This window comes from Pseudomonas sp. B21-053 (assembly GCF_026016365.1).
GTDB lineage: Bacteria > Pseudomonadota > Gammaproteobacteria > Pseudomonadales > Pseudomonadaceae > Aquipseudomonas > Aquipseudomonas nunensis.
The window spans coordinates 5,644,496-5,657,029 of record NZ_CP087205.1 but is presented as its reverse complement, the minus strand read 5'-3'; the positions used below and the strand labels follow the sequence as shown (position 1 = coordinate 5,657,029).

The 12,534-nt window shown below is 59.9% G+C and carries 13 protein-coding genes; 6 read left to right on the top strand and 7 right to left on the bottom strand.

The genetic code is table 11. From position 1 onward, the window contains the following. The first annotated feature begins 772 nt into the window (after positions 1-772). Complete coding sequence (locus LOY68_RS25295) at positions 773-1,021, top strand: DUF6124 family protein (RefSeq protein ID WP_163912451.1); 249 nt, start codon at positions 773-775, stop codon at positions 1,019-1,021. Between the two features lie 201 nt (positions 1,022-1,222). Here the strand turns inward: LOY68_RS25295 and LOY68_RS25290 are convergent, their stop codons facing one another. From LOY68_RS25290 to LOY68_RS25280, 3 genes are all read right to left on the bottom strand, one after another. After that, positions 1,223-1,819 (bottom strand): superoxide dismutase, encoded by a 597-nt coding sequence (locus LOY68_RS25290; protein ID WP_008034365.1) that lies wholly within the window; start codon positions 1,817-1,819, stop codon positions 1,223-1,225. Between the two features lie 177 nt (positions 1,820-1,996). Continuing rightward, the gene (locus LOY68_RS25285; RefSeq protein ID WP_163912453.1) at positions 1,997-2,599 is read right to left on the bottom strand and encodes a LysE/ArgO family amino acid transporter; all 603 of its coding nucleotides are present in this window, start codon (positions 2,597-2,599) and stop codon (positions 1,997-1,999) included. Between the two features lie 6 nt (positions 2,600-2,605). Continuing rightward, entirely contained in the window at positions 2,606-3,007 is a 402-nt protein-coding gene (locus LOY68_RS25280) for an ACT domain-containing protein (RefSeq protein WP_265040587.1), read from the bottom strand. Between the two features lie 96 nt (positions 3,008-3,103). On the opposite strand from LOY68_RS25280, the gene LOY68_RS25275 reads away from it, so the two are divergent. From LOY68_RS25275 to LOY68_RS25260, 4 genes are all read left to right on the top strand, one after another. Beyond that, positions 3,104-3,997: a LysR family transcriptional regulator ArgP gene (locus LOY68_RS25275; protein WP_265040586.1), complete on the top strand. Its 894-nt coding sequence runs from the start codon at positions 3,104-3,106 to the stop codon at positions 3,995-3,997. A gap of 54 nt (positions 3,998-4,051) precedes the next feature. Next, complete coding sequence (locus LOY68_RS25270) at positions 4,052-5,044, top strand: NAD-dependent epimerase/dehydratase family protein (RefSeq protein WP_054045126.1); 993 nt, start codon at positions 4,052-4,054, stop codon at positions 5,042-5,044. A 119-nt stretch (positions 5,045-5,163) separates the two neighbouring features. Beyond that, the gene (locus LOY68_RS25265; protein WP_265040584.1) at positions 5,164-6,000 is read left to right on the top strand and encodes an ATPase; all 837 of its coding nucleotides are present in this window, start codon (positions 5,164-5,166) and stop codon (positions 5,998-6,000) included. A gap of 221 nt (positions 6,001-6,221) precedes the next feature. Then, entirely contained in the window at positions 6,222-7,070 is an 849-nt protein-coding gene (locus LOY68_RS25260) for a cache domain-containing protein (protein ID WP_265040582.1), read from the top strand. An 85-nt stretch (positions 7,071-7,155) separates the two neighbouring features. Here the strand turns inward: LOY68_RS25260 and LOY68_RS25255 are convergent, their stop codons facing one another. Together LOY68_RS25255 and pobA are read right to left on the bottom strand one after the other, a co-directional pair. After that, a complete protein-coding gene (locus LOY68_RS25255; protein ID WP_163912465.1) occupies positions 7,156-8,673 on the bottom strand; it encodes an MDR family MFS transporter in 1,518 nt (505 codons plus the stop codon). Positions 8,674-8,753: 80 nt separating this feature from the next. Further along, positions 8,754-9,938: a 4-hydroxybenzoate 3-monooxygenase gene (pobA, locus tag LOY68_RS25250; RefSeq protein ID WP_413787208.1), complete on the bottom strand. Its 1,185-nt coding sequence runs from the start codon at positions 9,936-9,938 to the stop codon at positions 8,754-8,756. 188 nt (positions 9,939-10,126) lie between these two features. Here pobA and LOY68_RS25245 point away from each other — a divergent pair, with 188 nt between their 5' ends. Further along, positions 10,127-11,023 carry a helix-turn-helix domain-containing protein gene (locus LOY68_RS25245; RefSeq protein WP_054045115.1) on the top strand — a complete coding sequence of 299 codons (897 nt, stop codon included), beginning with the start codon at positions 10,127-10,129 and terminating at the stop codon, positions 11,021-11,023. A gap of 9 nt (positions 11,024-11,032) precedes the next feature. Here the strand turns inward: LOY68_RS25245 and LOY68_RS25240 are convergent, their stop codons facing one another. Together LOY68_RS25240 and LOY68_RS25235 are read right to left on the bottom strand one after the other, a co-directional pair. Further along, positions 11,033-11,209 carry a hypothetical protein gene (locus LOY68_RS25240; RefSeq protein WP_166656028.1) on the bottom strand — a complete coding sequence of 59 codons (177 nt, stop codon included), beginning with the start codon at positions 11,207-11,209 and terminating at the stop codon, positions 11,033-11,035. Between the two features lie 212 nt (positions 11,210-11,421). Beyond that, the gene (locus LOY68_RS25235; RefSeq protein WP_163912469.1) at positions 11,422-12,327 is read right to left on the bottom strand and encodes a LysR family transcriptional regulator; all 906 of its coding nucleotides are present in this window, start codon (positions 12,325-12,327) and stop codon (positions 11,422-11,424) included. Positions 12,328-12,534: the final 207 nt, after the last annotated feature.

The following is a 12,534-nucleotide window of genomic DNA, read 5'->3' as shown; positions in this document are numbered from 1 at the left end:
TGAGGAGCGGTGCGGTGCATGCCGTTCTGCTTTTGCTTCTGTAGGAGCGAGGCTTGCCCGCGAAGGCGTCCTGACAGACGACCAATCCCATCCCGGATGTACTTGGATCAATTTGTAGGAGCAAGGCTTGCCTGCGAAAGCGTCCTGCCAGACGACCAATCTCTCCCGAATGTCCCCGGTCAAACTGTAGGAGCGAGGCTTGCCCGCGAAGGCGGCCTGTCAGCGGATCAATCTCTCCCGGCTGTACTCGGTCAAAACTGTGGGAGCTGGCTTGCCTGCGAAGGCGTCCTGACAGACGACCCATTTCTTCCGGCTGTACTCGGTCAATTTGTAGGAGCAAGGCTTGCCCGCGAAGGCGGCCTGTCAGCGGATCAATCTCTCCGGCTGTACTCGGTCAAAATTGTGGGAGCGAGCCTGCTCGCGAAGGCGTCCGCACAGGCAACGAATAAGTCTGTTTAAACATGGCTGAAAAAACCGGACCTTTCCCACGAGGTTTTCAGGTTGCCCGTAGGAAGCGGGATGAATAACCTTTTGGGTGTCGCTGAAAACTCAGCGATCGGGCGTGAGAACCCGGCAACTTATGGTCATACAGCACCCGTACACGCATAATTGCCGCCAGCTTATCCTGTCGTAAATGCGTTATGGCGGCTGTGTGCGGGCAGACTTCGGTCTGGTCCGGGTGTCCATAACCGGTTTCTCACCCCGCACATAGCTGCCACCTCTCCACCGCGTGAGAACGGTAAGTGGTGGCCCTTAACGCGTGAGAATTTTTATGGATAAATTAATCCCAGACCCACCCTACAAACCCGACTCCATGTTCAATGTCTCCCTGGACAAGAACATCGAATCCCTCTTGGCTCACGCCTGTGAGTCGTTAGCCTCGGCGAATGTCATGGCCAATGATTTCGCCTCCTTCCTTAGCGGTTCCCAGCGCAGCACGGCGCTGGGTATTGCGCAGGTGGTCATGCTGGCGCAGCTGGCAGTCAACCGGGCGTTGGATATTGTCGATCCGCAGGATTAGGTGTTCCCCCTGTGGGAGCGAGCTTGCTCGCGATGGCGGCCTCACATTCAACATCTCTGCAACTGACAAACCGCTATCGCGAGCAAGCTCGCTCCCACAGGTACAGCGGTGTCGTTGATTGCGACGGCGATCTGACAGGAGAAACTTTTCCAACGCCCATAAAAAAACCCGACCTAAGCCGGGTTTTTTTGGACATCGATCTTAAGCGGTGAAGGTTTTGCCTTCGAACTGCTCAGCCACGAATTTCCAGTTGACCAGGTTCCAGAACGCTTCGACATACTTCGGACGAACGTTGCGGTAGTCGATGTAGTAAGCGTGTTCCCAGACGTCGCAGGTCAGCAGCGGGGTGTCGCCGTTGGTCAGCGGGTTGCCGGCGCCGATGGTGCTGGCCAGGGCCAGGGAACCGTCAGCCTTTTTCACCAGCCAGCCCCAGCCGGAACCGAAGGTGCCGATCGAGGTTTTGCTGAATTCTTCTTTGAACTTGTCGAACGAACCGAACGAAGCGTTGATGGCTTCAGCCAGCGCGCCGGTAGGTTGACCGCCGGCGTTTGGCGCCAGGCAGTTCCAGTAGAAGGTGTGGTTCCAGACCTGAGCGGCGTTGTTGAAGATACCGCCCGAAGAAGATTTGACGATCTCTTCCAGGGTCTTGCCTTCGAACTCGGTGCCTGGCACCAGGTTGTTCAGGTTCACGACGTAGGTGTTGTGGTGCTTGTCGTGGTGATATTCCAGTGTTTCCTTGGAAATGTGCGGCTGCAGGGCATCGTGTGCGTAGGGCAGCGGCGGCAATTCGAAAGCCATGATGATTCTCCTAATCAGGTCAGTTGCGGTGAGCGCAAGGCCGATCACGGGCGGCCAGACAAGCGCCGGGGAGTTTGTACTCTTTGCGGCGCATCGAACCGGATCATAGCACCGGGGGTGCGGCATAACCACGCAACAACTGTGTGGAATAGAGGTTCCAGAGCCTTTTGGAATAAATCACGCACTGGTGATCAGTTGGGCTGCTACGGTGAACATCATCACGGCCACCAACAGGTCGAGGATCCGCCAGGTGCTGGGCCGTGCGAGCCACGGGGCCAGCCACGCGGCGCCCAGTGCCAGGGTGAAAAACCATAATAATGAAGCACTCGCCGCGCCGACCACATAGGCGCCCGGTTCGGTCTGTTGTGCACCGAGGGAGCCGATCAGCAACACCGTATCCAGATAAACATGCGGGTTCAGCAGCGTTACCGCCAAGGCACTGAGCAGCACCGCCCGCAGCGAACGCACGGTCTGGTTTTCGCCCTGTTCAAGGCTTTGTTTCGAGCAGGCCCGACGCAGCGCCTGGCTGCCGTACCAAATCAGGAATACCGCGCCACCCCAACGCGCCACCGCCAGCAGCGTCGGGTTATGCGCCAGCACTGTCGCCAGACCGAACACGCCGGCGGCCACCAGCAACGCATCGCAAACGACGCACAGCGCCGCCACCGGCAGGTGATGTTCGCGGCGCAGACTTTGCGCCAGCACAAATGCGTTCTGGGTGCCGATCGCCATGATCAGCCCCGCCGCGACCAACAGGCCGTTTACATAGCTTTGCCACATAGATTTCTACTCCGCGTTGGCTGCCAGGTCCCGCAGCACTTGCATGGCGCGTTCGGCATCGGCCTGACCGACGAACAAATGGTCGTGGTAGTAGCCGGCAATCACGTTGCAGCTGATCCCGGCTTTTCCGAGCGCCGAGGCGAACGCGGCGGTCAGGCCCACGGCTTCGAGGGCGGAGTGCACGTTCAAGGTGATCCACGCGGCGACGTAGTCGAAGCTGAAACCGGCCTGTTCGGCGTGGGATTTTTCCAGAATGACCGTCAGGCCTTCCTGCTCGCGAAAGCTGCCGATGATCTCAAGCTCTGTAGGCAACTTGCCGTCGGGCAGGGTGCAAAACACGAATTCGCCGGCGTTGAGTTGCGGGCTCATGCTGCGCAGCAGGGTCGCCAATGAAGTTTCGCCAGCCATGTCGGTATTCCTTGTTCAAGAGTTCTTGCTGGCCATTCTCCGGCGCGAAGCTGTATAAGAAAAACCAATAGTGCTGATCGCTCATTAGGAAAACTGATGTTCGACTATAAATTGCTTTCTGCCTTGGCCGCCGTGGTCGAGCAGGCCGGATTCGAACGTGCCGCCCAGGTGCTGGGTTTGTCGCAATCGGCGATCTCCCAGCGCATCAAGTTGCTGGAGGCGCGGATTGGCCAACCGGTGTTGGTGCGGGCGACGCCGCCAGCGCCGACTGAAATCGGTCGGCGTTTGCTCAACCATGTGCAGCAGGTGCGCCTGCTTGAGCGGGATTTGCTGACCCTGGTGCCGGCGCTGGATGAAGAAGGCCTGCCGGAACGCCTGCGCATTGCCCTCAACGCCGACAGCCTCGCCACTTGGTGGGCCGATGCGGTGGGGGATTTTTGCGCCGAGCAGCATTTGCTGATGGACTTGGTCGTGGAGGACCAGACCGTGGGCCTCAAACGCATGCGCGCCGGGGAAGTGGCGGCGTGTCTGTGTGCCAGCGAACGCCCGGTGGCCGGTGCCCGCAGCGTGTTGTTGGGCGCCATGCGTTACCGGGCGCTGGCCAGCCCTGCATTCATTGCCCGGCATTTTCCCCAAGGCGTGCGTGCCGAATTATTGCCACGCACCCCGGCGCTGGTGTTTGGCCCGGACGATTTCCTGCAGCATCGCTACCTCGCGTCCTTGGGCGTTGACGGCGGTTTCGAGCACCATTTGTGCCCATCGTCCGAAGGCTTTATCCGCCTCACGGAAGCGGGGCTCGGTTGGGGACTGGTGCCGGAGTTGCAGGTGCGCGAGCAACTGCAACGTGGTGTTTTGGTGGAGCTTTTGCCAGATAAGCCAATCGATGTGCCGCTGTACTGGCATCATTGGCGCAATGGCGGTCAGCTTTTGGGTTTACTCACTGACCAATTGGTACGTTCGTCGAAGCAATGGCTGGTGCCGTTGGACTGACGGGCAGCGTCAAGACTCACGCATTACGCAAAACGAAAGACATCGGAGCTCTAAATGAAAATTCTGGTCACCGGCGCAAGCGGCTTCATTGGCGGGCGCTTTGCGCGTTTCGCCTTGGAGCAGGGCCTGGACGTACGGGTCAACGGTCGCCGGGCCGAAAGTGTCGAGCACCTGGTGCGCCGAGGCGCCGAATTCATCCAGGGTGACTTGAGCGACCCGGAACTGGTGCGCGGCCTGTGCTCGGACGTCGACGCGGTGGTGCATTGCGCCGGGGCGGTCGGGTTGTGGGGGCGTTATCAGGACTTTCACCTGGGCAACGTCCAGGTCACCGAAAACGTGGTCGAGGCCTGTTTAAAGCAGCGGGTCCGGCGTCTGGTGCATTTGTCGTCGCCGTCGATCTACTTCGATGGTCGCGACCATCTGGGCCTGACCGAAGAGCAGGTGCCCAAGCGCTTCAAGCATCACTACGCGGCGACCAAGTACCTCGCCGAGCAAAAGGTCTTCGGCGCCCAGGAATTCGGCCTCGAAACAATTGCCCTGCGTCCGCGTTTCGTCACTGGCGCCGGCGATATGAGCATCTTCCCGCGCCTGTTGAAGATGCAGCGCAAGGGACGTCTGGCGATTGTCGGCAACGGCCTGAACAAGGTCGATTTCACCAGCATGCAAAACCTCAACGAAGCGTTGCTCAGCAGTTTGCTGGCCAGCGGTTCGGCGCTGGGCAAGGCCTACAACATCAGCAACGGCGCGCCGGTGCCGTTGTGGGATGTGGTCAATTACGTGATGCGCAAAATGGACGTCCCACAGGTCACGCGCTACCGTTCCTACGGCTTGGCCTACAGCGTTGCGGCGCTCAATGAAGGTGTGTGCAAACTCTGGCCGGGGCGTCCCGAGCCGACGCTGTCGCGCCTGGGCATGCAAGTGATGAACAAAAATTTCACGTTGGACATCAGCCGCGCCCGGCATTATCTGGACTACGATCCGAAAGTCAGTCTGTGGACCGCCCTTGATGAGTTCTGCGGCTGGTGGAAGGCGCAGGACATTCGTTAAGTAGCGCCGGACCTGTCCCGACACTGAACCGAGTGCAGGGTTGAGGGTCAACCCATGCGGCTGTGGGGGGTATACTTCGCCGCATCAAGCCATTACCGAGTTTCACAAAGGTTGCCTCAATGTCCATGCGTAACGATGCCAACGACGACTTCGATGATGTACCGAGCCTGCGTGCCGACCCCCTCGATGACGACGATTTCCCGCCGACCGTTCGCACCACCGTGCATTCGCGGCCAGCACCCGTGGTTAAAGTCAAAAGCGCCAGCACCGGCCCGTTGTGGGCATTGGTCGGCGCCTTGTTCTTCGCGTTCGCGGGCCTGGCCTGGTGGAGCTTCCAGCAGATTTCGCTGATGGAGCAGCAACTGGTGGCGACCCAGGAAAGTTTCGCGCGGATCAGCGAGGAAGCGGCGGGGCGCTTGCAGGACATTTCCGGCAAGGTTGTCGCCAGTCAGTCCAACGTCAACAGCGACAGCGAAGCGTTGAAACTGCAGATCAAGCAACTGGAAAGCAAACTTCAGGATCAGAGCCAGGCCCAGCTGGGCGTGGTCGGTCAGACCAGCGAGCTGGACAAGCGCCTGGCACAGATGACCGCGCAAACCACCGCACAAACCGCTGCCAACACGCAGTTGCAGACTCAGGTCAAAACCCTGAGCGATGAACTGACGGCCCTGAAAAGCGCGCCGGCTGACACCAGCAAAGTCGACGCCGAGCTGAAAACCCTCAACGCTGATATCGCTGCGCTGAAGAAACAGGGCAATCCGACAGCGGCGATTGATCGCCTGGAACAGGAAATCGTTGTGCTCAAAAGCGAGCAGGACAACCGCCCGGCCGCCCCGCCAAGCGGCGCCAACACCGCCGAGTTCGACGCCTTCCGCGCCCAGACCACGCGCAACCTCAACACCCTGCAAGCGCAGATCCAGAACCTGCAACAACAGATCAACGCCCGGGCGAAATAGCCCGGCATACCTTGTGTAGCAGCTGGCGAAGCCTGCGTTCGGCGGCGAAGCCGTCGTAAATCCATACAACGCGGTTTGCGTGACACACCGCGTCGTCTGATCTCACGACGGCTTCGCCGCCGAACACAGGCTTCGCCAGCTGCTACGAGGTTCCTGAATACCCATACATATCCCCAACCCGTCTACGCTCTTGAAACATCAACAAGAACGAGGGATGCGCTATGGGGTTTGTGCACAAGGTGGCCTGGCTGGTGGGGATGCTGTTGCTGAGCCTGGGCCAGGTTTCGGCGGCCACGGCGCCGAAGGATGACAGTCAGGCCGCCCGGGCCTTGCTGGAGAAAGCCCTGGCGTACTACCACGACAACGGCGACAAGGCCTTCGCGGCGTTCAGCCGTCAGGGCGAGTTCGTCGACAAGGACCGTTACGTATTCGTGGTCGACACCAAAGGCGTAATGCTCGCCAGCGGTGGGCCGTCCTCGGCGTTGATCGGGCGGGATGTGTCCGAGATGCTGCCGCCGGATATGCAGAAAGCCTTCAAGAACGCCTTGAAAGTGCCGGAAGGCAACGGCATCCAACAGGCCGAATACCGCTGGCAGAACTGGGCCGACGGCAAGGTCGAACGCAAGCACGTGTTCTATCAGCGCATCGGCCAGCGGATTCTGGCGGTCGGTTACTACGTGCCCCGCGCCTCGGCGGAGCAGGCAATGGCTTTGCTGAATAAAGCGGCCATTGATTTGGGCAAGGACGAGAAGGGCACACTGACGGCGATCAATTCCCTCAAGGGCGGGTACTTGCAGGACGATTTATATGTGTTCGTCGTGGACCTGGATAACCAGCGCTATGTCGCCCATGGCACTAATCTGCGACTGATCAATACCGACTTCAGCAAGGTCAACGACCCGGAAGGCAAACCGGTGGGCGAGCCGATTTTGGCGTTGATCGCCAAGCAGGATCAGGGTGAGTACGCCTATCGCTGGAAGAATCCGGTGACCGGGAAGGTTGAGGACAAGCATGCTTACCTGAAGAAGGTTGGGCATTTCCTGGTGGCTGTCGGGTATTACAGCCCTTGAAGATCAAAAGATCGCAGCCTTCGGCAGCTCCTACATGGGAACGCGTACACCCTGTAGGAGCTGCCGAAGGCTGCGATCTTTGCTTTTAGCGGGCCTTATCCTCGCGCCCGCGCAACACCTTGTTCGGCATCGCAATCGCCGCCGCCAACCCCAGCAACGACACCGCCGCGCTGACCATCAGCAAATGCCGGAACGTCAGCAGCAGTTCCGCACGCAAGGCATTCTGCGCATCCCCCGGCGCGGCGTTCAAACCATCCAGCAACACATTCCCCGAATGCCCCTCGCCAATCAGTGTCGAGCCGCTCAGGTGGGCGAAGCTCGAATCCTGCAACAGCGCGAGCAACAGCGCCGACATCAATGCCACCCCCACCGCGCCGCCCAGCGAGCGGAACAGGTTGGTGGTGCTGGTGGCGACGCCGATGTCCCGTTGTTCCACCGAATTCTGCGTCCCCACCAATGAGGTCGGGAACTGCATGCCGCTGGCGATCCCGCTGAGCAACATAAACAGGCTGCTGAGCACAAACGCCTGGGGCGCACTGAAGGCCATGCCGAGAATCGAGAGCGGCATCAACAACGCGCCGGTCAGGATCATCGGCTTGTAGCGCCCGGTCACCGAGGTACGGCGGCCGGCGAAATAAGCGCCGATCGGCAACCCAATCGCCAGTGGCAACAGGTGCAACGCGGCGCTGTCGGCCCCGGCGCCGGTGACGCTCTGGAAGCGCAACGGCATCAGCACGATCAGGGAAATCGCCTGGAAACTGGTGAAGAAAATCGTGCACCAGCAAAAGATCGCGTTGCGGTTGGCGAACAGATGCATCGGCAGCAACGGCTCCCGCGCTCGCCGCTCATGCCAGACGAACACCGCCAACACCAGCACCGCGCAAGCGAGCAACCCGAGCACTTCGGCGCTGCGCCACGAATGGCCTTGGCCAACTTGGGTGATGCCGAGCAACAACGCGGTCAAGCCGATGATCATCAGCACTGTGCCGAGGTAATCGATGATTGGTTTGCGCTGTGGTACCGGCAGCCCGACCAATGTGCGATTGGCCACCAACCACGCGCCCAGACCCAACGGCAGGTTGATCAAAAACACCCAGCGCCACGACAGGTACTCGGTCATGTAACCGCCGAGCACCGGCCCGGCGACGCTGGCCACCGCGTACATGCTGCTGAAGTAGCCCTGATAACGACCGCGCTCCCGGGGCGGGACGATGTCGCCGATGATCGCCTGGCTAACCGAAATCATCCCGCCAGCGCCGATGCCCTGAATGATCCGCGCCAGCACCAGTTGCTCCATGCTCTGGGCCATGCCGCAAAAGAACGAAGCGATGGTGAACAGCCCCATGCCGAACAGCATCAACTTGCGCCGACCGTACAGGTCGCCGAGCTTGCCGTAGATCGGCACTGCCACGGTCATCGCCACCATGTAGCCGGAAATCACCCAGGCCAGCAGGCTGACATCCTTGAACTGCGCGGAAATCGCCGGCATCGACACGGCGACGATGGTTTGGTCCAGCGCACCGAGAAAGATCGCCAGCATCAGGGCGATCAGCACGCTGCGAATGGCCGGTTTGGGCGTGTCAGGCTGGTTCAGATTGGTCACGGTAAAACCTGCGGGCAGTGATTGTCCCGCACGAGGCAAGGCGAGCGGGATAGTGCTCGCCAGTGTAAGTCGGTAGCAGGCTATTCGATAGCCTCGTATGGAAGTCCGACGTAATTTTCTGCAATGGTTTTTCGGCCGGCTTCGGAGTTGACGAAGTAGTCCAGCTCCGAGGCGCTGATGCGCTGGGTGAAGGCATCGTGCTCGTCGAAGCGGTGCAGCATCGACGTCATCCACCAGGAAAAACGCTCGGCTTTCCAGACTCGGCGCAGGCAGATGTCGGAGTATTTTTCCAACAAGTCCACGCGCCCGTCGTGGTAAGCCTTCAGCAGAATATTGAACAGTGTGCTGACGTCGCTGGCGGCCAGGTTCAAGCCTTTGGCGCCGGTGGGCGGGACGATGTGCGCGGCATCGCCGACCAGGAACATGCGTCCGTATTGCATCGGTTCCACCACAAAGCTGCGCAGCGGCGCGATGCTTTTTTCAATGGACGGCCCGGTGACCAGTTTGTCCGCCAAGGCCTGGGGCAGGCGGGATTTGAGTTCATTCCAGAAACGCTGATCGGACCAATCCTCGACCTGCTCCTCGGCCGGCACCTGCAGGTAATAGCGGGTGCGGGTCGCGGAACGCATGCTGCACAGGGCAAAGCCCCGTTCGTGGCGGGCGTAGACCAGTTCTTCATGGACCGGCGGTGTGTCGGCCAGAATCCCCAGCCAACCGAACGGATACACCCGTTCGAACACCTTCAGGCTCTCGGCGGGAATCGACTGGCGCGCCACGCCATGGAAACCGTCGCACCCGGCGATGTAGTCGCAATCGAGGCGATAGGTCTCGCCGTCCTTGTCGAAGGTGACAAAGGTTTCATCGGTTTTCATGCCGTGGGGAACGACGTTGCTCGCTTGATAAATTGTCTGCGCGCCAGCGTCCCGACGGGCGGCCATCAGGTCGCGGGTGACTTCGGTCTGGCCGTAGATCATCACGGTTTTGCCGCCGGTCAGGGCCTGCAGATCGATGTGCACCTGACGACCATCGAGGGCCAGGTCGAAGCCGCCATGCACCAACCCTTCGGCGTCCATGCGCTGACCCACGCCAGCCTGGCGCAGCAGCTCTACCATGCCTTGTTCGAGGACGCCGGCGCGGATTCGGCCGAGCACATAATCGGGTGTCTGGCGTTCGAGAATCACGGTGTCGATGCCGGCGTTGTGCAGCAATTGGCCGAGCAATAAACCGGACGGACCGGCGCCAATGATGGCGATTTGGGTTTTCAGCATTTTCATTGTTTTTATGACTCGCAAGCTTCACGCGACCAGGGCCGGTGAATAATTTTTATGGATCGAGTGCTTGCATTTTTCCCTCGCGAGTCTGTCAATTGAAGGTGAAAACTGAGCCGATACCTGTACATTCTGCCAATCGGTGCGATTATCGCCCCGTCTACCTCGAGGCCTGGATTGAAGTGATGAACAAGCCTGACCTGCCTTCGATTCCGGTGTTCAAGCTCTACGGTGAAAGCCTGGACTGGCCGACCCCCGACTTGTTGCACTGTGAAACCATTTCCAAACGCAGCCGCGAACATCAATGGGAAATCAAACCCCACCGCCACGCTGATCTGTGCCAATTACTCTTCGTCTTCAAAGGTCAGGCAGAGCTTGAAATCGAAGGGAAACGCACACAACTGACCGAGCCGGCAATGCTGATCCTGCCGCCGCTGTCGGTGCACGGTTATCGTTTTTCCGAGGACGTCGAAGGATTTGTCGTAACCCTCGCCGCGCCGTTGGTGGCGCACTTGCAGTCACAACTGGGTAACTCGGTGAATGCCCTGGCGCAGGCCGAAAGCTATCCGGCGGGCAAGGACAGCGAGTACCTGAACAGCCTGTTTGCCGCGCTGCAAAGCGAATACACCGGCCATCAACCGGCCCGGGAAATGCTCATGCATTCCCTGGTCAGCGTGATCATGGTCTGGGTCAGCCGTCAGGTGCTCCAGCGCCGCAGCGCCACTCAGCGTCCGCAGCGGGCGCGGGAATACCTCAACGGCTTTATTCAACTGGTGGAAGAGACCTACCGCCAGCACGTCAAGGTCGAGGACCTGGCCCATCGGCTGGGGATTTCCGTGTCCCACCTCAACGGCACGTGCCGAGAGCTGGCGGGGCAACCGGCGTTGCAGATCATGCACGAGCGGCAGTTGCTGGAAGCCAAGCGCCTGCTGACCTATACCAGCATGACCATTTATGAAATGTCCGACGTGTTGGGGTTTTCCGATCCGACCAACTTCACGCGTCTGTTTCGACGCCGGGTGGGGATCTCGCCCAAGGCCTTCCGCGACCGCTTGAAGGCCGATCAGGACAACGAGGCCTGACGGGCTGCGTTAGCGCAGGGCGTTGAGGGTCGCGTTGTGGGGAATGCAGCGCTCGTAGTTGCAGCTCGCAAACTCACGGGGCAGGTTTCGCAACTGCTCGACCCGCCAGGCTGCAGTGCCATACAGCGCCAGCGTCGCCGCGCAGGTGATGAAAATGGCGAGGTATCTTCTTGTTCTGATGTTCATGGCGTTGACCTCTGAACGAATACCCTTGGGTACTTACATTCAGCATAGGTCAGAGGTGGTGAGTTGTGTAGGAGCTGCCGAAGGCTGCGATCTTTTGATCTTGATCTTCTCTGCACCACTGAAGATCAAAATCAAGGTCAAAAGATCGCAGCCTTCGGCAGCTCCTACATTGGCTCGGCGTACACCCTGTAGAAGCCTGCGATCTTTTGATCTTAAAGTCCGATATCCCACACCGGTTCTTCGGGGAATCTGAGCACCAGGAAGTCGAGCATGCTGCGCATTGTCGCCGGCATGTGTTTGCGGGAGGCGTAGACCGCGTACATGTTCATCTGCCGGGGTTCGGCGTGGGGCAGCAGGCGTATCAGTTCGCCGCTGTGGATGTGCACGCCGGCCTGGTAGCTGGGCAGCATCGCCACGCCGGCGCCGGCCATGGTCGCGCGCAGCAGGGTGCTGGCCTCGTTGGCGCTGATGTTGCCCTGCACCGGCACCGACACTTGCTCGCCGTCCTGCTCGAAATGCCAGAGGCTTTTGCCGAAGTAGGAGTGGGTCAGGCAGTTGTGCTGGCTCAAGTCCTCGACCCGTTGCGGCGTCGGGTGTTCTTCCAGGTAAGCCGGTGAAGCGCAGATCACCGAGCGGCACACCGTCAATCGGCGGGCAATCAGGTTCGGGTCGAGGTCGTTGCTGGTGCGGATCGCCAGATCGATGCGCTCGTCCACCAAGTTCACCGTGCGGTCGATCATCTGCATATCGATGCTGACGCCGGGGTAGCGCTTGACGTAATCGGCCATGGCGTCCGCCAGTTGTGCCTGGCCGAACGAGGTGCTGACGCTGATGCGCAGCAGGCCACGGGGCGCTTCGTCCGGTTCGCTGATGGCGGCTTGCATGTCGGTGGACAGGTCGAGCATCTGCCGACAACGCGGCAGGATTTCGCTGCCCGCCGCCGTAAGGCTCAATTTGCGCGTGGTGCGGTGCATCAGCCGGGCGCCGACCCAATCTTCCAGTTCCGCCAGATAGCGCGACACCACGGGCCGTGACAGGTCCAGGTGATCAGCCGCCGCCGACTGGCTGCCCAGGTCCACCACCGCGACAAACACTTGCATTGCTTGAAGCCGATCCATGATTTGCCCACTTTTAGAAACAAACTATGTTCCAGCATCGCATTTTTTGTACCGAGTTTGGCAACTAAGCTCTGTGACCTGTAGGAACTCGTAGGACCTTGTAGGAGCTGTGTAGGAGCTGTCGAGTGAAACGAGGCTGCGATCTTTCCACATTCACTTGAGTCTCAAGCGAAAGATCAAAAGATCGCAGCCTCGTTTCTCTCGACA

Coding starts and splice junctions, on each gene's coding strand:
- LOY68_RS25240 (WP_166656028.1), bottom strand. CDS start 11,209: ATGAACATCAGAACAAGAAGATACCTCGCCATTTTCATCACCTGCGCG.
- LOY68_RS25285 (WP_163912453.1), bottom strand. CDS start 2,599: ATGTGGCAAAGCTATGTAAACGGCCTGTTGGTCGCGGCGGGGCTGATC.
- LOY68_RS25245 (WP_054045115.1), top strand. CDS start 10,127: ATGAACAAGCCTGACCTGCCTTCGATTCCGGTGTTCAAGCTCTACGGT.
- LOY68_RS25270 (WP_054045126.1), top strand. CDS start 4,052: ATGAAAATTCTGGTCACCGGCGCAAGCGGCTTCATTGGCGGGCGCTTT.
- LOY68_RS25295 (WP_163912451.1), top strand. CDS start 773: ATGGATAAATTAATCCCAGACCCACCCTACAAACCCGACTCCATGTTC.
- LOY68_RS25280 (WP_265040587.1), bottom strand. CDS start 3,007: ATGGCTGGCGAAACTTCATTGGCGACCCTGCTGCGCAGCATGAGCCCG.
- LOY68_RS25290 (WP_008034365.1), bottom strand. CDS start 1,819: ATGGCTTTCGAATTGCCGCCGCTGCCCTACGCACACGATGCCCTGCAG.
- LOY68_RS25265 (WP_265040584.1), top strand. CDS start 5,164: ATGTCCATGCGTAACGATGCCAACGACGACTTCGATGATGTACCGAGC.
- LOY68_RS25235 (WP_163912469.1), bottom strand. CDS start 12,327: ATGGATCGGCTTCAAGCAATGCAAGTGTTTGTCGCGGTGGTGGACCTG.
- LOY68_RS25260 (WP_265040582.1), top strand. CDS start 6,222: ATGGGGTTTGTGCACAAGGTGGCCTGGCTGGTGGGGATGCTGTTGCTG.
- LOY68_RS25275 (WP_265040586.1), top strand. CDS start 3,104: ATGTTCGACTATAAATTGCTTTCTGCCTTGGCCGCCGTGGTCGAGCAG.